Origin of the sequence: Nodularia sp. LEGE 04288, from assembly GCF_963896525.1 — a bacterium.
Classification (GTDB): Bacteria; Cyanobacteriota; Cyanobacteriia; order Cyanobacteriales; family Nostocaceae; genus Nodularia.
In genome coordinates this window covers 1-20,541 of record NZ_CAWQOY010000175.1, presented here as the reverse complement: position 1 = coordinate 20,541, position 20,541 = coordinate 1, and the positions used below count along the sequence as shown (strand labels likewise).

At 40.9% G+C, this 20,541-nt stretch carries 16 protein-coding genes; 12 read left to right on the top strand and 4 right to left on the bottom strand.

Annotation, left to right across the window (positions count from 1 at the left end):
- Positions 1–56: 56 nt before the first annotated feature.
- The 4 genes from mltA to AACX33_RS25485 form a co-directional block, all read right to left on the bottom strand.
- Positions 57–1,328, bottom strand: coding sequence for a murein transglycosylase A (gene mltA, locus AACX33_RS25500; RefSeq protein ID WP_194000914.1), 1,272 nt, complete (start codon positions 1,326–1,328; stop codon positions 57–59).
- Positions 1,329–1,331: 3 nt separating this feature from the next.
- Positions 1,332–1,586 (bottom strand): hypothetical protein, encoded by a 255-nt coding sequence (locus AACX33_RS25495; protein WP_194000912.1) that lies wholly within the window; start codon positions 1,584–1,586, stop codon positions 1,332–1,334.
- A gap of 860 nt (positions 1,587–2,446) precedes the next feature.
- Positions 2,447–4,159: a diflavin flavoprotein gene (locus tag AACX33_RS25490; RefSeq protein ID WP_194000910.1), complete on the bottom strand. Its 1,713-nt coding sequence runs from the start codon at positions 4,157–4,159 to the stop codon at positions 2,447–2,449.
- Between the two features lie 191 nt (positions 4,160–4,350).
- Positions 4,351–6,069, bottom strand: a complete 1,719-nt coding sequence (locus AACX33_RS25485) for a diflavin flavoprotein (RefSeq protein ID WP_194000909.1) — start codon at positions 6,067–6,069, stop codon at positions 4,351–4,353.
- Between the two features lie 665 nt (positions 6,070–6,734).
- Here AACX33_RS25485 and AACX33_RS25475 point away from each other — a divergent pair.
- The 12 genes from AACX33_RS25475 to AACX33_RS25420 all read left to right on the top strand — a co-directional run bounded on the left by AACX33_RS25475 (position 6,735) and on the right by AACX33_RS25420 (position 20,489).
- Positions 6,735–7,652 carry a discoidin domain-containing protein gene (locus AACX33_RS25475; protein WP_194000907.1) on the top strand — a complete coding sequence of 306 codons (918 nt, stop codon included), beginning with the start codon at positions 6,735–6,737 and terminating at the stop codon, positions 7,650–7,652.
- 259 nt (positions 7,653–7,911) lie between these two features.
- On the top strand, positions 7,912–9,510 hold the full coding sequence (cobA, locus tag AACX33_RS25470; RefSeq protein WP_194000905.1) for a uroporphyrinogen-III C-methyltransferase: 1,599 nt from the start codon (positions 7,912–7,914) through the stop codon (positions 9,508–9,510).
- Entirely contained in the window at positions 9,503–10,096 is a 594-nt protein-coding gene (coaE, locus tag AACX33_RS25465; RefSeq protein ID WP_194000903.1) for a dephospho-CoA kinase, read from the top strand. Before cobA ends, coaE begins: the two co-directional genes overlap by 8 nt.
- Before the next feature lie 274 nt (positions 10,097–10,370).
- A complete protein-coding gene (locus AACX33_RS25460) occupies positions 10,371–10,880 on the top strand; it encodes a universal stress protein (protein ID WP_194000901.1) in 510 nt (169 codons plus the stop codon).
- 34 nt (positions 10,881–10,914) lie between these two features.
- Positions 10,915–11,040, top strand: coding sequence for a hypothetical protein (locus tag AACX33_RS25455; protein ID WP_265338683.1), 126 nt, complete (start codon positions 10,915–10,917; stop codon positions 11,038–11,040).
- Positions 11,041–11,101: 61 nt separating this feature from the next.
- Positions 11,102–11,926 carry a guanitoxin biosynthesis pre-guanitoxin forming N-methyltransferase GntF gene (gntF, locus tag AACX33_RS25450; protein ID WP_194000899.1) on the top strand — a complete coding sequence of 275 codons (825 nt, stop codon included), beginning with the start codon at positions 11,102–11,104 and terminating at the stop codon, positions 11,924–11,926.
- 543 nt (positions 11,927–12,469) lie between these two features.
- Positions 12,470–13,597 carry a hypothetical protein gene (locus AACX33_RS25445; protein WP_194000897.1) on the top strand — a complete coding sequence of 376 codons (1,128 nt, stop codon included), beginning with the start codon at positions 12,470–12,472 and terminating at the stop codon, positions 13,595–13,597.
- Positions 13,598–14,230: 633 nt separating this feature from the next.
- Positions 14,231–15,457 carry a response regulator gene (locus AACX33_RS25440; protein WP_194000895.1) on the top strand — a complete coding sequence of 409 codons (1,227 nt, stop codon included), beginning with the start codon at positions 14,231–14,233 and terminating at the stop codon, positions 15,455–15,457.
- 318 nt (positions 15,458–15,775) lie between these two features.
- Positions 15,776–16,138, top strand: coding sequence for a response regulator transcription factor (locus AACX33_RS25435; protein WP_194000893.1), 363 nt, complete (start codon positions 15,776–15,778; stop codon positions 16,136–16,138).
- A gap of 71 nt (positions 16,139–16,209) precedes the next feature.
- Entirely contained in the window at positions 16,210–16,683 is a 474-nt protein-coding gene (locus AACX33_RS25430) for a chemotaxis protein CheW (RefSeq protein WP_194000891.1), read from the top strand.
- A gap of 48 nt (positions 16,684–16,731) precedes the next feature.
- Positions 16,732–20,049 carry a GAF domain-containing protein gene (locus AACX33_RS25425; protein WP_194000889.1) on the top strand — a complete coding sequence of 1,106 codons (3,318 nt, stop codon included), beginning with the start codon at positions 16,732–16,734 and terminating at the stop codon, positions 20,047–20,049.
- A 50-nt stretch (positions 20,050–20,099) separates the two neighbouring features.
- Positions 20,100–20,489, top strand: a complete 390-nt coding sequence (locus AACX33_RS25420; protein ID WP_194000887.1) for a four helix bundle protein — start codon at positions 20,100–20,102, stop codon at positions 20,487–20,489.
- The last annotated feature ends 52 nt before the right edge of the window (positions 20,490–20,541 follow it).

Sequence of the window (20,541 nt, the reverse complement as noted above, 5' to 3'; positions counted from 1 at the left end):
CCCTGCCCCCTGCCCCCGTTCCTCTTCTCCCCTGCCCCTGTGCCTCTTCCCATTGCCTATTTTTTGAGCAATAAATAATACAGTGAACCGTTACCACCTGTAACGCCAGCGCGATCGCCTGCTACTTTGCCAGAACCCATGAAATAATCGACTCTTCCTGGGCCTTTGATGGCGCTTCCTGTATCCTGATCGAGGACAAAGCGGCTCACAGTCCGATATTGCATTTGGCCATTGCTGTTGGCATATGGAAGTGAAGTATGAACCAGTGCTAGTGCGCCGGGAGGCATGAGAGACTTATCTGTAGCAATGGAACGCTCGGCTGTGACTGGGACATTAATACTGCCAGTAGCTGGTCTACCGGGGTTTTCTTGAAAGAAGACAAATCTTTCCCATCGGGGGAGATAATTACTCATTTCCTGGGGGTAACTCTGGAAGAAGTTAATGATCCCCGGCATATTTAATTGATTTGCGGCTAACTTGCCATCTTTGGAAAGTTGGCCGCCGATACTAGTCCAGGGATAATCTGTTCCACCTGCAAAGCCAACAGAGGTTTTCGTGCCATTGGTTAACTGAATTTGGGCAGAACCTTGGATATGTACCATGTATGCATCGAAGCGATCACGGAACCAGAGGATTTCTAAACCGCGCAACTGGCTTCTTTCCCCTAGTAAACCGTCTTGACCTTCCAAATCAACTCGTTTGGGGTGAGGTTTAGCCCATTGATCAAAGTCCGATGGTCGTTGATACAGGGGATACTTATATTCTTGAGTCTTTACACGGCTAGCAGTATAAATAGGCTCGTAGTAAGCAGTAAACTTCACAGTCCCCTTGCCATCATTGCCCACAGACTTGTAAAAGGTAAACTCTCGCCGGACAGCAGCTTGCAGTTCGGCTGGAGATTTGGAATTGACAACTAGTTGGCGGAAACGAATCAAACTCCGACGCACCCGATCATGGGTAATTCCCGGAACTGGATACTTTTGATAGGTAGCGATCGCACTATTTCTTGATAGGTAACTCAAACTATTGTCAATTGAAGCCAACAACGCTTGGCGATCGCCTCCCCCAGGGTTACCCGCTTGACCCCAAAGTTGCTCATCCCAACCCAAGCAAGCGTGAATGGGAGTACAATTGTTTCCCAGATTCAGGGGTTTAAGCGGCACTGACGGCTGTATGTTAGGAATACTCGGCTGGGGCTGGACTGGCGGCGGGATCTGAGGATTGGTTGGTACTGGTACAGGTATAGTCACCTGAGCTACAGCTGACCAGATGGTATTTATTAAGACAATTCCCCAAGTCAAGGAAACCAAAGCAAGGCTTTTTCTCATGATTTAGTTGAATCTTTCAACACTAGAGCTAAAAACTGGTTCTACCCGGATAGCCAAAATCCGGCTGGGACGTACTACTAAGTACTCCTGCTGAATATTCTTGATTGGTACGTTAATCAATTCATTAGAATCAAACTTAGGCATGAGCGAACTGTTGTACCACTTTTGAAAATCTTGAAAAGTGGGAAAACGGATTTCTTCCCGGTGACCACCCTCTAGTAAAAGGTGTACGGCAAATTCATTTGGTGTTCTCGGCATAAAATTGAATCATTTAAAACATATTCAACTCATTGTTAACCACCGAACGCCATAATGAAAAGGGTAAGCATACCGGAAGCTGAAAAGCTTTTTGCGATAATCTTCAATTAATCACCCATCAGTCCTCACTTCTCACGCTTCACTTTCACTCTAGACGGCCTTCACTTTGACCAGTTCCCTCAAAATTTACCGAACTGCATAATTTAAGTGCCGAACGCCCGTAAGGCAACAACCAGAAAAACCAAGAAGTGATTTTTGTCATCCCCACCCCTCTTCTATAGGGTGGGGAAGATATCAATACTGTTGAGGCCCCTTAGCATCACATTCTTTATTCAAGCACCGTTCAAGAAGTCCAATTCGCCAGCTATGGGCAAAACGACGCGGATTTAATTCTAATTTAGAATCGCGACTAAGTAAGGGTTGATTCAAATACTGCCAAAAAGGAAATTTAATCTGGTTGTGTTGTGCGGACATAGGAGGAACAAAATAGTATAAAAGCGTTGCGGCAGAGTAATTGGCAGGTTGTGTGAAAACTGCCAGATACTGATTCCCTAGTCTAAGATGACATGATACATATTCAATTGTCTTGGTGGCAATTGCGGAATTTTACCTCAATATTTATGCCCGATTTGCTAGACTGAGCATGACCCTAAAAGTTCCTAGTTAAAAATACTATTGTAGTTGTAGATGCCCTATTTGCTAGAGTCTACAAAGAAATTTTTTTTGGCAAAGTGAGATGATTTGAGCGAATCTATGCTAGACGCACAAAAAGACTCCCGTCAAAGTGGAGACGATGACAGGTGTCTTCCCGCACAGATTAATCGTTGCAGATTAATTGCTAAAAATTATCTATTAATCTTCTAATAATGAGTGCCTGTTTTACGATGGTTCATGGCAGTCACGGCATCAGGTTTGATTAATTTACCGTTCTCAACGGTTGCATAAATTACCCAATGATCGCCACATTCCATACGTTCGTTGACAGAGCATTCCACATAAGCGATCGCGTCGGTGAGAATTGTACAGCCATTATCTGCAACTGTGGTGCTAAAGTTGGTAAATCTGTCTTCTCCGGGAGCAAAGTCTTTGCGGAAATGCTTCGTGTATTCTAAATGATTGCCTTCCTCCAGGATATTCAAGGCAAATTTACTACCTGGATACAGCAGAGATTCAATGGCTCTTTCTTTGGAAATCGCCACAGTCAGACCTGGTGGATTGAAGCTGGCTTGAGAAACCCAAGCACCTAGCATCCCCGCCGACACATCTCCTTGTTTAGCTGAGATGACACAAACTGAACCAACAATCCGACCTACAGCTTGTTCCATAGGGGTAGCAGATTGTTGTGGTAAGCGGACTTTTTTCGCCTTTTTCAATGTTTGGGCAAAATCTGTACCAACTTCTTCACAGTACTTGAGAGTTACATCGTCAGGCTTAAACTTAACTTTGAAAGTATCAAATCCAAAGCGATAGCCAGCATCCCGAAGTTTACCTTCAATTAAATCAAATGCTTCGCCACTCCAGCCGTAGGAACCAAAAACCCCTGCGAGTTGGTTGCTATCACCAACTGTTAATACGATTCCCAAAGCAGTATGAATAGGAGTCGGAGCATGACCGCCAATAGTGGGAGAACCAATCACAAAGCCATCACACTTTTGAATTGCAGCGTGAATTTCATCAGGGGTGGCAAATTCGCAGTTAATCGAATGCACTGCAACCCCACCTTTAGTCAATCCCAAGGCCATTGCTTGGGCGAGGATGGCGGTATTTCCATAAGCTGAGGCATAAAGTAGAGCTACAGATATTTCCCGATCCTTTTGAGCATTGCTCCATTCGGCGTAGGATTTGGTCAGTTCAATTAAGCCAGTCCGTACCAATGGCCCGTGACCCGGAGCATACATTCTCACCTGCAAATCTGAGATTTTCTCCAAAGCTGATTCTACGTGTTGAGCTTGGGGAGCCATCAGACAGTTGTAGTAGTAATGCTGGTCTTCTTTCAATGGTTCCGAGTTGTCATCGAACACATCATCGCCACAGACATGAGAGCCAAAGAGCTTATCTGTGTAGAGAATTTGGGTTTGCTGGTCGTAGGTACAAAGTCCTTCTGGCCAACGAGGACTGGGAATCGGCAAGAATTTTAAAACGTGACCCTTACCTAAATCTAGAGTTTCTTTCCCGCGCATGACTAAAATTTCTAATGCATGATCGGGGAAAGCATTACGCAAGTGAGCAGCACTAGGGAGAGAACAAACAAAGGTGACCTGGGGGGCTAATTCGATAATTGCCTTGAGAGTTGGCACGCGATTGGGGCTAAAATGACCCAGGATCACATAATCCAACTGTTTCAAGTTGATGGTCTGCTGTAATGCCTCTAGATAAATTTCCGTGAAGGTTTCAGCCGGTGGGCCAATAATTGCGGTTTTATCGCCTTCAATTAAATAAGAATTGGAGGTAGTACCTCTTTCTCTTGCATATTCAATTTCAAACCGCAGGCGTGACCAACTACGCGCTCTAATAAATTTCGTGTTTGTAGCGATGGGGAGAACTTGTACGTCACGGGGTTTGGAATTGCTCATAGATTTTTGGTGAAGAAGTTTGGAAAAAATATCGAAAAACCGGATAGCAAGAGCATCGGTTTTTAGCAGATTTCAGGAAGCGATTCAAAAAAGGTTTTATGGAAATCAGGGGGTGTGGAGATGGAGGGAAGAATCAAGGGTGCAGGGCGGAAGAAATCCCTATTCCCCACTCCCTACTCCCCACTCCCCAATTAGTAGTAGTTACCGACTTTCCGATGGCGAACTGCTGTCAGTGCATCAGATTTAGATACACGACCTTCTGCAACGGTGCAGTATAAAAGCCAGTGGTCGCTGCACTCGATGCTCTTTTGGATTTCACATTCCATGTATGCTAGAGCGTCAGTGAGAATGGGAGAACCGTTTTTGGCGGTTTGGGTTTTGACTCCAGCAAATCTGTCAGCACCGGGATGTAAGCGCTTGAGGAAGTGCTTTTTCAGTTCTTGATAGTTGCCTTCTTCGAGGACGTTGAGGACGAAGCGATCGCCTATTTGCATCAACGAATCAATAGCGCGGTCTTTAGCGACGGCGATTGTCAATCCTAAAGGTTGCAAACTGGCTTGGGCTACCCAGGAGGCTAACATTGCACTGGTGACATCACCTTTTTTGGTGGTGACAATGTAGAGTCCGTTGCTAATCCGCCCCAAGGCTTTTTCTAAGTTGACATCTAGAGACTTGATTTGCTTGATGTTACGTTCGCGCATCAGCATTTGTCCCAAGTCTGTACCCGCTTCTTGGCACATTTGGAATGTAGCTGATGTGGGAGCTTCTTTAATCCGAATGGCGGGGAAGGCTTCTTTGACACCCAAGTCAATAAATTTTCTCCGCAGGGTATCAATGGGTTCATCATCACCGCCGTAACATTCAAACAAGCCCACCATTTGCTTATTTTTGACGACGGATAATAAGGAACTAATCCCCGTTTGAGCAGCAGCAGCACTAGATGGAGGCATTCCAATAATCACGCCAGTGGCTCTACCTGCTAGTTCCTGAATTTCTTGCGGTTCAGCTGTGCTGATATCAATGACTTCTATACCGACTCCGGTTTTTTGGATACCTTCAGCGATCGCTAAACCTAGCTGATCACTATAGCCATATTCGGAAACATAAAACAAGCCGACGGTGGTTTCTGTCTTGGCTTGTCTTTGACTCCAATTGTGGTAGCACTCCGTTAACAAGTCTAAGTTATGGTACAGTAGGGGACCGTGACCGTTGGCGATCATGTTAATTTTCCCCAGTTCGCCCATTCTCTTCATGGCGTTCAGGAGAGAACGAGCATTTGGCCCCATGAGGCAGTCATAGTAAAATCTAAAGTCGGCTTCGATCGCTTCTAAGTCTTCATCAAAGGTGCGATCGTCACAGAAGTGCATCCCAAAGGCATCACAGGTGAAGAGGGTTTGGGTTTTGCGGTCGAAGCTGAAGATTGTGTCTGGCCAGTGGAGGTTAGGCGCACTGACAAATTCGATTTCGTGTCCTTTGCCAATGTCGATGCGATCGCCACTTTTGACAATCCGCTTGGAAAAAGGATCATGTACTAAACCTTCCAAAAACTGGAGGGCAATTTTTGAAGCTAAAACAGTCGCTCTGGGAGCTAACTGCAACACATCTTCCACCAAGCCGCTATGGTCTGGTTCTGTGTGGCTAACGATTATGTAATCAATTGTCTTGGGGTTAACCAGGCCTTTTAGTGTATCTAAATATAGTTGACGAAACTTCTGGTGGGAAGTATCGATCAAAATTGTCTGCTCGCCCCTAATCAGATATGAATTGTATGTCGTACCGTTTTGTAGTCCAAATTCGATATCGAAGCGATCGCGATCCCAATCAAGAGAGCGAATCGCCGTGGTGTTAGGGGCAATTTCTACAGTCTGTATAGTTAATCGATGCTGTACGTTCTCTGCGACCGTTACCATGATTCGTCTCCGAACGCAAATTTTTAGTATTCTTTTTCTAAACTCATTCTCCCTGGAATTTATTTTTAAAGTTGTAATGAAGATGCTATTTTGCTAATTTAATCTTGTATTAATTATTGCTATTTTATAGTGTTTTTTATAACTCAAAAAATATACTCTAAATGAATTTAGCCACAACTAACACTTCTTAAATATTGATATTTCTTGGCATAACTTAAAATGCCCATTCACCAGGGCAAGCTCATCTAATTTAGTATAATGAAAACTTGACAAATAAAACAAGATCAGCCTCAAATACCATATGAAAAACTTACTTCGCAGATAAGTGAGGTGATAGCAATCCTGTGGTTGAACATTTCCAGAAATAGGCTTTATGTATCAGAGAGTGTTTGAAAAATCATCAAAGATAAATATTTATGGCAAACGCCTGATCATGATACGAATAATGGCAAGATAAATGTCTCAGATGTGTTAGGCAATAGTTCGTAGTCTTTATTTAAACGGCGACATCTAGTCAGCCAAAGGTTCGTTTCACTGTTTTCCACCAGCCAGTTCGCTGTGGCGCTGGCCGCGCTCAGACCCGCCGTACCAGCATTAAGGTATTCACTTATACTGATATAGCTTGTTTACTCAACTGCTAACTTTTAAAACATCCTCTTAAACCAATGATTGATAACTTAAGTTCTATTAGCAAAATATTACAATCAATTAATACTTCGTTTTTAATCTTATTTATGCTGGTAACTGGATGCGCCACTGAAAAGCAACAGGCCGAAACTTCATTACCAACTTCAGAATCTTCTTTAATCACAAAACCTGTACCTTCTCCAGTCCCAACTCAAACAGATATATTCCAAGATGCAGCGGCTAAAGCCATGAGTGCAGCAACCATTAGCCAGTCAGCTCAATCCCAAGATGACTGGAACTTAGTTATGGGTATCTGGAAAGAAGCAATAACTTTGATGCAATCTGTACCCAAAACTAGCTCAAATTACGCACTAGCACAAAAGAAAGCTTCGGAGTATCAGCAGAATTTAGCCTATGTGACCAAACAAAGTTTAAAATCTTCTACACCTATTCCAGTTTCTCAAACAGTTACAGCTTCAAAGCCAATAGTCCAGCAGGTTGCTGTAGGGAAAAAAGTAATCGCAAGACAAGGAGGTATTACCTATCCTGGTTGGGCTAATGCAAATGATCCTGTGGACTACAATACAACTACCAATTATCCCCAGATGGGTCGATGGGGAAATGAGACAAATAATGGCAATGGAACCTTTCAAATCATCGATCTTGGTTCTACTTATCAACTTAATAGAGTTGGCTATAACATTGATTGGGACGGTGGGTATAAAAATCCGTTGACTTTTATAGTTGAAGTCTCAACAGATAATCAATCATGGCATTTAGTTTCCAAGATTATTCACCCTTATTCGGAATCTGGTGGTTCTAATAAAATCGATATTAACGTACCAATCAAACCGATTGCTGCAAGATACGTCAAATATTGGGAGCCTTCTGATGGAAACTGGAATGGTTGGGGTACTTTTCATCAACTTCGGGCTTATTCTATTAAGCAAAATTAAGATATAGTAATCCGCTTTGATTCCTTGTTTTAAGCCTAATTTAGAGGTTCTTCCCTGGGATAAATAACATCATAAATATCTGGTTTTTTTGACAAGAATTTCGTAACAAAAATCATAGAATAGAGTTTTTTAACGCAGAGTGACGCGAAGTCAGCGCAAAGTTACACAAAGTCTTGATTCAAAAATTTTGTCTGGGGGTTTTGTAGTAAAATTGCTCTGTGGCCTTGGCTTTCTCTGCCGTAATCAAAGAAATTCAATCATGACTGAACAAAAGGGCAAAGTTTACCTTGTCGGTGCTGGCCCTGGAGATGTGGCATATCTGACAGTAAAAGCTGACAATCTCTTAGGCAAAGCTCAGGTGTTAATCTACGATGCTCTAGTAGATACCCAATTGTTAGAGTGTGTACCACCTGATTGTCTGCGGCTAGATGTTGGTAAACGTGGTGGTCAACCTAGTACACCACAAGGGGAAATTAATCAATTACTTGTCCGGTACTGCTTAGAAGGAAAACAAGTAGTACGACTAAAATCAGGTGATCCGTTTATTTTTGGGCGCTGTACTGCGGAAATTCAAGCTTTGCAAGGGTCTGGCTGTGAGTTTGAAGTTGTACCCGGAATTTCTTCCGCCCTGGCGGCTCCATTAATGGCGGGGATTCCTTTGACAGATCCTGTCCTCAGTCGTTGTTTTGCTGTGTTGACAGCCCATGAACCAGATGTTTTAGATTGGGATGCATTATCTCGGTTGGATACTTTAGTTATCTTGATGGGTGGGCGACATCTGCCGGAGATTATATACCAATTAATCAGGCACGGGCGATCGCGTTCTACAGCCATTGCAATTATTCGTTGGGCGGGAACTCCCCAGCAACAAATTTGGACAGCCGAATTAGATAATATTCTCGAACAAACGAGCGGCGTTTCTCTCTCCCCAGTGGTAATTGTGATTGGCGAAGTTGTGAGATTATGCAATTACCTAAAACCTGAGAAAATATCCTTAGATCAAGCTTCTCACGCCCAAAGTATGTTCAGCAACTTTTCTGCATCTTCCGACCTCCCCCTCACAGGTAAAACTATCCTGGTGACGCGTTCCTCTGGACAATCGAGCCAATTTAGCGATCGCCTCACAGCATCCGGTGCGACGGTGATTGAAATGCCAACTTTAGAAATTGTCCCGCCTTCTAGCTGGGAACCGTTGGATCAGGCGATCGCTGATTTAGCAGATTTTGACTGGTTAATTCTCACTTCCAGCAATGGCGTAGAATACTTTTTTGAGAGATTAATTGCCCAAGGTAAAGATATTCGTGGTTTAGCTGGGGTTAAAATTGCCGTGGTGGGTGAAAAAACCGCCCAAAGTCTCAAGCAATACCATCTTTATGCTGATTTTATTCCCCCTAATTTTGTCGCTGATTCTTTAGTGGCAAATTTCCCCGAAGCATTACAGAGTAAAAAGGTGTTATTTCCCAGAGTGGAAAGTGGTGGACGAGAAGTTTTAGTGCAAGAATTAACGGCTAAAGGTGCAGTGGTTGTAGAAGTGGCTGCATATCAATCTCGTTGTCCGGGTAGTATCCCAGAATCCGCAAAGTTAGCTCTACAAAATCGCACTGTGGATATAATTACTTTTGCTAGTTCTAAAACTGTGAAATTTTTCTGTCAACTCCTAGAAGAGATATTTTCTAATCACTCTGAGATAACTTATGCCTTAGAGAAAATTTGTATTGCTTCTATCGGTCCCCAAACCTCGAAAACTTGCCATACTTTATTAGGACGCGTGAATATTGAAGCTGAGGAATATACTTTAGATGGCTTAACTAAAGCATTAATCAAATGGGTAAAAAATTCGGAAATTACTCATGAATAAACGCATTATCGGCTTGACTGGGGGTATTGCTACAGGTAAAACCACCGTCGCCAATTATTTGGCTAATGCTTATAATCTGCCAATTTTCGACGCAGATATTTATGCTAGGGATGCAGTGGCTGTGGGTTCGCCGATTCTGAATGCGATCGCTCAACGTTATGGTCAGCAAATTTTACTCCCAGATGGCAGCCTCAACCGAGAAAAACTAGGTACAATTATCTTTGCACAGCCAGATGAACGCCACTGGGTAGAGAGTTTAATTCATCCTTATGTAAATGATTGTTTTGCACAAGCGATCATCGCCCAATCACCAGCACAAACACTTGTGTTAGTCATCCCTCTACTGTTTGAAACTCAGATGACTGATTTAGTTACAGAAATCTGGGTTGTGCGCTGTTCTGAATTACAGCAACTGCAAAGATTGATGCAGCGAAATCATTTAACTCCAGAACAAGCCCAAGCTCGCATCAATAGCCAGTTATCTCTGACAGAAAAAGCAGCGCTTGCAACTGTCGTCCTCGATAACTCTTCCACCCCAGAGTCTCTGCTCAAAGAAGTAGATATTGCTTTGACAATGAATATTTAGGATGATCTCAGCTAGAATAATTATAGCATTTCCTACTCTAATAAAATACAAAACTATCCGCGTTTATCTGCGTCCATCTGCGTTTAATTATTACTGCTTGTACCTCACTTGAATGGGAATTTTTATATCCCGATGAAAATGCTTTTCCAGTTTTTTAATCTGCGCGATAGTCGCGTTCAGCGCCGCTGCAAGTAGATCGCTTTCTATATACAAACTAGAATAAGCATATACGATGAGTTAATTAGAACCAGCCAAATACAAAGGAATGTTAAGAATGTACCACAAAATTTTGGTTGCTATAGACAAGTCAGAAATGACTCAATATGTGTTTGAACAAGGCGTATTTTTAGCCAAAGCTGCTGATGCTGAAATGATGTTACTACATATACTCTCTCCATTAGAAGATCCCTATATCAGTCCTATATTTACTCAACCAGACACCATTTACCCATCTGTGCAAACTACAGCGATGGATAGTTATATCCGGGACTGGGAAGAACGGAAACAACAAAGACTAGATTGGTTGCGATCGCTCAGTGACACAGCAACTAACGCAGGTGTAAAAAGTGGGTTTACCCAAAATGTGGGTGATGCTGGGAGGATAATTTGTGAATTTGCTCGCAATTGGCCAGCTGACTTAATTATAGTTGGTCGTCGGGGTCGGACTGGAATCAGTGAATTTTTGCTAGGTAGTGTCAGCAATTATGTACTACATCATGCTCCTTGCTCAAGTTTTATAGTACAATCTATTCCTAGAACCACAGAAATTCCTCCTAGTGTGTAGGTGCTTGATATGGTGAAAAGTAATAATGCTTGATATGGGTCTAATCACTAATTCAGATCCACCACAAACTTGGTATGTGTGTGAATCCCACACCTCTGAATATATTGCAGAAACACTGGATAATTTTGAACCTGATTTGCAGAAAGATTTACCAGCATAAAACGTATTCTCTGCATTTACTACCTAATTAATGTCTATTTATACTAAAAAGTAACATCAAAATGGAACTCAAGTTCAAAGAAAATGATTTCCAATCTTTTGAAGCAATACCTTATTTGAATGAATATTTCAACAATTATTCTTCAGATAAATATGGCGGTATAGGAATCGAGAATGAAAAATTTCTCCAATTCTTTGCTGAAGTTGCCCATGAGCATAATCTCAATAACTCCCTGCTACTAGATTTTGGTTGTGGTCCCACCATTTACTCTATCATCAGCTTAGGACAGAGCTGCCGTGAAATACACATGAGTGATTATTTACAACAAAATTTAGAGCAGGTTAAGCTTTGGCAACAAGGAAGTCCCGAAGCTTTTGATTGGAATTCTTATCTGCGTCGCGCTCTGCAAATAGAAACAGCCTTAAACCAAAATCAGCCTATAGATAGTTATGTCGTTACAGATGAGAAAGTACAACAACGGGCGACATTACTACAAGAAAAAATAACTTCTATCAGACCAGGGAACGCTCGTGCTACTAATCCAGTGGGAGAAGAAGGCAAGGCGTTATATGAAGCGGTGATTTCTTGTTTCTGTTTAGAAGGTGTGGCGGAAAATCTAGCTGAATGGAAACAATTGATGGCTAATTTGTCTTCAATAATTAAGCCAGGCGGGTTGCTTATATTTGCTACCCAACTTGAAGCTGATAGTTATCGTATTGGCGACGATTATCGCAGAGTGCTTAATCTCACTGAACAAGATATTGTGCAGACATTATTAAATTGTAATTTTGAGTTAGGCTCAATAAAAACCAAGCCAGTTAAAGGCGATCCCAATCACACTGAGTACGAACAATTCCTCATGCTGACAGCACGACTTGGTTGTTGAAGATTATAACTCAGCATTTTCGCCTGTGAAATAATTATCATTATTGTAAAAATATTGTTAATTGATTTTTTCGGATAATTTATTCTTTGGAAGTCCCATAAGCTATAAGACTCCTATTTGATTTATGAGAATTCAAAATTTGAGAATCCCGGTATCTTGGAGAAACTGGGATTTTCTTGTCTGGGTCTAAATTTTGAATACATAGCACTTTGGAAGTACATATATTAATTTTATAAATATTGTAGGGTGGGCATCCTGCCCGCCTTATCTACTCATTCAAATGAAATATCCTGTATCTAATAAATTGACAATCATCTCAAAAAAAAATGCATTGAAATCATAATTTAAATTACATATATTATTCATGGGATTAATGTTGAGTATGGCTATATTATCGTTAATTTAGATAAATTAATCACCTCAACAATAAACATATTATAGCTAGATTTAACAAGCTAAAAAACATAAATTTTGCTATAAATGTCTATCTAACATTCCCATAATTAGAAAATTTATACATTAAAATCTGGAGAATTCTTATTGATGGAAATCCCTGCAACCAACTCGTTTAATGGTGAAGAAAATACTGCCATTGGTGATTCTCAGATTCAACGCCCGCCCTTTGAAGGCATAGATGAAGTTTTCGCTGAGAATGTACTTTTAAGTCAGACTAATGGTATCTCTGGTATCAGTGCAGACCAGCATCCTGTAGTGGATAGCGTGATTGACCCCTTCGCCGGCGATATTAGCGGTCAACTTAATGAATTAATTTTTGGTCGCTTGCAATCACTTCAGGATGAAAACTTATTCGATGGCGTTGAAAATACCTTTCCAGGTGGTGATAGTTCATCTTTAAATCAGGACAAACCACCCGTTGGCAATGATAACAGAAACTTTGGTAATGATAACGCAACTATTGGTAATTCTAACTCAGACTTTGGTAGTGATAGCGCCACTATTGGCAATGGTAATTGGAACTTTAATAATGATAATGCAACTATTGGCAATGGTAACTGGCTATTCGCCGGTGACAATACAACCCTTGGTAACGGTAACTGGTATTGGGATGAAGGAAGTAACAACTCAACTCTAGGGAATGGTAATTGGCAGTTTAATAGTGATAATGCAACTATTGGCAATGGCAACTGGGGCTTTGGTAATCAAAATACCACCCTTGGCAATGGCAACTGGGACTTTGGTAATAATAATACCACTATTGGCAATGGCAACTGGGACTTTGGTAATAACAACACAATTATTGGTAATGGTAACTGGATCTTCGACGATAACAACATAGTCATTGGTAATTACAAACTTCCCCAAGATTCCGAGTTAATTCCGCCAGATTTCCAGACTGATGTTGATAGCTTGATTAATTCCCTGATCGGTGGGATGGGTGAAAAATTTCTGCCCTTAACAGGAAGTTTTGGAGTATCAGAGATAGATACCTTTAACCGACTCATCCTTTCTCAAGACAACGGTCATCCATCGGCCGATATTGAGCAGTTTTTGGCTTTACTCAACGGGATTCAAAGCAATGCGATCGCATCCCAACCGTGGCCAAACCCCCGACCAGTCCCAGAATCCACACCTTCGGTATCACTGCTACTAGTCGGACTCGCATATTTGCTGTTGTCGAAACTCCCACAATTTCGCCGCCAAGCAAAGTAATCAATGAAACTTTGGCATTGCTGAACTTAAATATGAATTTTTCAACTTCAGAATCTCAAACTATTATTTTCTGCTGCTAGTGAGCTTCTGCTTCAGGTCAATTCATCTCTTGATTCAGCAACGCCATTTTTATTAGTTATTATACTCTAGTAATGAGGAAAATAGTTACTCCAGCAATTATACTTAACTATAATAAATATTAAGAGTTGTAAAAATTATTGAGAAATATTCTTGCTTCCCAATAGCCAAATAAAATCGGGAAAAATATCTATAATTCAAGATTTATTGAAAATAAGATCAGGATTTATACGGTTATAATTCTGTCTATAACTGCTTAGAATAAAACATAGATAACTAAATCTTAACCCCAAAATAATGAGAGCGTAGAGTAAGCTGAGTGGGAATTATGCACTAAATTACTCCTCGACCATCTCTACTTTTGTTGTCTTTCTACTTTCATTAGTCTTTCCCATCTTTACTAAAGAGCATTATCAAGTAATACATCAAGAATAAATAGGCAGCTATCTGAAATTAGTGTGCCAAGTTGATTATTAATCATGTAGATGCTTGTTAACTGCTGTATAGATAGTTTAGATATTTCAAGGGCTAACTTGTAAAAAAAAGGAACAAAGTATGAACCAGCCGGAACCGATCAAATCGAATACCATACTTGATGAGTTTAAAACTTGTACTGAACTGCAATACAATGGCTACTTAAATATTAAAAGTCCCAAGGGACATAAGTGGACTTTTTACTATCGTCTAGGACGCATAGTTTGGGCCACAGGAGGAAGCCATCCTTTCCGGCGTTGGCGGCGAAATATGGCTCAATACTGCCCCCACATTGATATAGATAAGTTAAATTTACGTAGAGAAGACATAGAAATCAATTACTGGGATTATCGCATCCTGGAAATTTTGTATAAAAGACAAAAAATTCAACGAGAACAAATTCATGCTTTTGTGGAAAACACAGTCGCAGAACTGTTGTTTGATTTAGCGCAACAAACAAATTTCGTTTCTGCAAGTTGTGAGCGCAGCCAGGAAGTTATCCTAGAAACACCAATGAGTTTCACGAGTGCAAATGTGTCTATGAAACAGATGCAAGACTCGTGGAAAATTTGGTCGGAAGCAGGTTTAACTAATTTTTCTCCCGACTTAGCGCCAGTGCTGCGAAAACCAGAACAACTCCAAGAACAGGTAAGTGAAGCTGTCTACAACAACTTTGTAAATTTGATCAACGGCAAATATACTCTGCGAGATTTAGCAGCCAAAATGAAGCAGAGTCTTGTCGCTGTCACCCGTTCATTGCTTTCTTATATTCTCAAAGGCATCATTGAACTGGTAGAAGTACCTGATTTGCCTTTGTTAGTGACAGCAGTCAAAAACAACCCTGTTTCTCCGCAACGTCAAAAATCAACTGCACCATTAGTCGCTTGCGTAGATGATAGCCCTCAAGTTTGTAAAATTCTAGAGGAAATTATCATCTCACATGGACTGAGATTTATCAAGATTCAGGATGCTATACAAGCTTTACCAACCCTGATTCAAGATAAGCCAGACCTGATTTTTTTAGATTTAGTTATGCCCATTGCGAATGGTTATGAAATTTGTACTCAGTTACGCCGAGTTTCCGCCTTCACCAACACACCTGTGATTATCTTAACTGGTAACGATGGTCTTTTGGATCGAGTCCGAGCTAAGGTGGTCGGTGCTACAGATTTTATGACAAAACCCGTATCCACAGATAAAGTCATGAATGTAGTACGTAAATATTTACCCGTACAGGCTCAAGCTCAAGTAAAAAAAAGACCAGATGAATCTCATTTAAAGGTTTGTCATCAAAGCCTTCAATCTTGATATTTTTCCGGGAAATTAATTCTCAAAATTCACTTGTAAAACTTTTTTATAACTCAGGTAGAATGCTCACCAGCAGATATTTTGTATTTTGAAAAGCTTTGGGTTCTGTAAATTTTGCCTTAAGGGTGAAGGGAATCAAGCACATAGTTTTTGTAGATTCAAGATAGTAAATAGAAAATTTGTCAACCACAGTATTTCCTCTGATCAAATATAAAAATCATCAAGCAAAATTTCACAGAATTGCAACTTCCTACTGGTATAATTTGGAGACATACTTTTGTCTTTTCCATTGTCAGAATAACTTGAAAGGTGCTTGCTATGAATACTGTTTTAGTCGTTGAAGATGGTTTGACTGATATGGAAATCCTCAGCCGTTACTTACAACAAGCTGGTTACTATGTGATTAGCGCTACAAGTAGTGAAGAGGTTCAGGAAAGAATAGACAGCACTAAACCGGATCTGATATTTCTTGATGTCATTCTACCAGGTAAAAGCGGATTTGAAATTTGCCGAGAATTGAAAAATAACCCCGACACTAGCAAAATACCTATTGTTTTTTGCTCAACTAAAAATAGTGATGTAGATAAAATGTGGGGAAATATGCTGGGTGCTGAAGCTTATCTTGCGAAACCTATAAATCAAGAAGAATTAGTAGTTACCCTGAAAAAATTGCTGAAGTAAAACTGGATTGTTTGTGAATATTTGGCATTAATTGACTCAAACTAATCAATTATATCAAAGGACAAATAACCTTGGAGAACAAACAAAAATTTTTAAGTTTGAACTTGGGTGCGAAAGATACAGCAGTAATTTCTTTAGAGCAGATCACAGAAGTTTTTCAAGTCTCCTTGGCAGATATATGTGGCGTTCCCCAAATGCCAAGTTGTGTTTTGGGTATCTATAACTGGCGTGGTGAGATGCTTTGGTTAGTTGATTTAGAGGAAATGCTGGGTTATCCTCCAGTGTTGCAAGAAGCAAATTTCCTCTCAAATATGATGGCCATTGTGCTGGAAAGGGAGGGTAAATATTTAGGTCTATTGGTGCGTTCTCTCATGGATATTGAATGGCTAGATACCAATCAAATTAAACCTCCATCTGTGGAATTATTTTATCCAGCCATGTCACCTTTTTTAAAAGGATACTTTATTAATAGTTCTGAGGAGATGCTATTAAATTTGGACGCAACAGCAATTATTCAATCTCCCCTGTGGGCTATTAATAATTAAGTTTATTTTGCTGCTGACTACTATTAACAACATCTGAGGTGTTTTACCATGACAATTGTATATGATCACAACCACGAAAATGAACCAACAACTGCTGATTTTGAAGAATTAAATCATCCGTATAGTGACCATAATCTAGCCAATATTGCTAGCGATACTATATCTGAACTCAATGGAATTTCCCAGGAATTTAAAAATTGGCGGCGACAGTTGCAAGAAATTACAACTCGAATGCGTCAAGCCGCAGATACTGAGACGTTACTTCAAGTAAGTGTGGCACAGGTGAGGGCGAAAATTGCCTGCGATCGCGCTTTGATTTATCGCTTTACTTCTCTGGAGTCTGGTACAGTTTTATCAGAATCTAGAACCAGAGGTTGGACACCGACTCTCAATGAAAATCTTCCCGGTATTCTTTTTGGTTTATATACCAGTGAAGACTATTTAGAACCTGTCGCCATTCACGATATTAATCAGGTACAGCTGACACCTTATCAAAAGCAACTACTAGAGAAATTTCAAGTCAAATCTAGTTTGAGTTTACCGATTGTAGTTGAGGGTAAAGTTTGGGGTTTATTAGCAATTCATAATTGTGCTTCAGCCCGCCAATGGCAAGAGTCTGAAACAACCCTCATATCTCAAATTACCACAGAACTGACCTACAGATTACAAAGCTTTAACTTCCAAAAAGAATTACAACAGCAAGGACTGGCTAAAAAATCTGTAGCCAAAGTCATTGATAAGATTTTGCGCGTCTCAAGCGTTGAGCAGATTTTCCAAACAACTACTCAAGAAATCCGCCAATTATTTCGATGCGATCGCGTCGGTGTTTATCGCTTCCAACCTGATTGGAGTGGTAAGTTTGTCGCTGAGTCAGTGGGTGAGGGTTGGATAAAATTGGTGACACCAGATTTCAAAATGGTCTGGGAAGATTCACACTTACAAGAAACCCAAGGAGGACGTTATGCTAAGGGCGAAAGCTTTGCAGTCAATGACATCTATCAAATGGGTCATGCTCAATGCCACATTGATATTTTAGAGCAATGTCAAATGAAAGCCTATATAATTGTGCCGATTTTTTCCGGGGAACAATTATGGGGTTTATTGGCAGCTTATCAAAATTCTGGACCTCGTGAATGGCAATCCTGGCAAGTGAGCTGTTTGACTGAAATTGGCTTGCAATTGGGTGTAGCTATTTCCCAAGGTGAATATCTCGAACAAATGCAGGTACAATCTGAGCAATTAGTGCAAATTGCCGCCCAAGAAAAGGCACTAACCAAGACTATTAACCGGATTCGACAAGCTTCAGATGTAGAAAGTTTCTTCAAAACAACCACTCAAGAAGTCCGCCAATCATTGCGATGCGATCGCGTCGCTGTTTATCGCTTCAGTGCTGATTGGGGTGGTGAATTTGTCGCTGAATCAGTGGGTAACAATTGGGTGAAATTGGTAGGGACTGACATCAAAACCGTCTTAGATGATACCTACTTACAAGAAACTCAGGGAGGACGTTATACCAAAGGTGAAACCTTTGTTGTTAATGACACTTATGCAATAGGTCTTGCTCCTTGTCACATTGAAATATTAGAGCAGTTTGAAGCCAAAGCTTATATCATTGTCCCGATATTCTTTGGAGACAAGTTATGGGGCTTATTCGGAGCTTATCAAAATTCTGGCACTCGTGAATGGCAATCATGGGAAGTTAACTTTTTAACTCAAATTGCCTTGCAATTTAGCCTAGCAAAATCACAAATAGATTATCTTGAACAAGTCCGGCTAAAATCCGAGAAATTAGCTCAGATAGCAGAACAAGAAAAAGCTGTTACTAAGATAGTTAACCGCATTCGCCAATCCTTAGATGTAGAGGAAATTTTCAAAACAGCGACTAAAGAAGTCCGCCAATTACTAAGATGCGATCGCGTCGCTGTTTATCGCTTCAATCCTGATTGGGGTGGTGAATTTATCGCCGAATCAGTAGGAAATAACTGGGTAAAACTAGTGGGTGTTGATATCAAAACCATTTGGGATGATAGCCACTTACAAGAAACTCAAGGAGGTCGATATGCTAAAGGTGAAAGCTTTATTGCTCATGATATCTATCAAGTAGATCATTCTCCTTGCCACATTGAAATTTTAGAGCAATTTGAAATTAAAGCTTACATGATAGTTCCGATATTCTCTGGGGAACAATTGTGGGGCTTATTCGCAGCTTATCAAAATTCCGCCCCTCGTGATTGGGAAGAATCCGAAACCACCTTGTTAGCACGCATTGGCGACCAGCTAGGATTAGCATTACAACAAACTGAGTATTTGCAAAAACTACAGGCACAATCAGCAAAACTAGCAGAAGCCGCATCACGGGAAAAAGCCGCCAAAGAACTACTGCAAAAACGATCCATTCAACTGCTAACAGCCCTCAGACCAGCCTTGGATGGAGATTTAACAGTCCGCGCCCCAATTACCGAAGACGAACTAGGTACAATTGCGGATGCCTATAACAATACTTTGCAAGCACTGCGGCAAATTGTCATCCAAGTCCAAACCACTTCCCAGAAAGTAGCCCAAACTTCTAGTACTAGTGATGCTTCATTAACGGGACTAACAAATCTAGCAAAACAACAATCTGAAGAAATTACCACAGCCCTAGCGGATATTCAGCAGATGGTAGACTCTACCCAAGCTGTGGTCACTAACGCAGATTTAGTGCAATTGGCGTTGCAAAAAGCTAACCAAACCGTAGAGTCTGGTGATGCAGCAATGAACCAAACTGTGAAAGCCATCCAAGGGATTCGTGAAACCGTCGCCCAAACCAGTAAAAAAATTAAACGCCTCAGCGAATCTTCGCAAAAAATCTCCAAGGTGGTGAATTTAATCAGCAATTTCGCCACACAGACTAACGTACTGGCGTTGAATGCAGCGATTGAAGCCACTCGTGCGGGGGAATATGGTAAAGGCTTTGCCGTTGTAGCCGATGAAGTTCGTTCCTTATCTCGCCAATCAGCCGCAGCAACCATTGAAATTGAAAAATTAGTCCAGGAAATTCAAACTGAAACTGGGGAAGTTGCAGTAGCGATGGAAACAGGGATTCAGCAGGTAGTAGAAGGGACAAACTTTGTCAGTGAAACCCGCCTAAACTTGAATGCAATTGTTTCTGCAACTGCCGAAATCAGTCAGCTAATCCAGCGAATTACTGAAGCCACCCAAAAACAAATGGGTCAATCTGTGACGGTAACAGCATCAATGCAAGATGTCGCAGAAATCGCTAACAAAACTTTTACCGAATCTCAAGAAATTTCTGCCGTTTTGCAAGATTTATCAGGAATGGCACAAGGGTTATTAGCAACTGCTAGTAAGTTTAAAGTCAATTAATTAATCGGGGGGTAGGAAGTAGGGAGCAGGGAATAAATCAGAGGTAAGTAATGACAAGTTATGAAATTCGCTCTTATCAAGATTTAAAAGTTTGGCAAGAAGGCATGAATTTAGCTGAAGCTTGCTATGAGCTAACAATGACGTTTCCAAAAGAGGAACTCTACGGAATGACTTCACAAATTCGTCGGGCATCTACCTCAATTCCAGCAAATATTGCTGAGGGTTATGGAAGGGAATATCGCTTGGAGTACATAAAATTTTTACGAATAGCACAAGGCTCTCTCAAAGAACTAGAAACTCATTTGTTACTATCGTCTAGAGCCAAAATTGGACTTACAGATACTCAATCAGCCAGTCCAATTTTGAGACAATGTGAATCTGTAGGAAAATTGCTCCGGGCGCTCATTCGTTCTTTAGAGAAAAAGGAGAATAAGGAATAGGGAATTTTAACATTTCTAATTTCCCACTCCCTACTCCCTACTCCCCACTCCC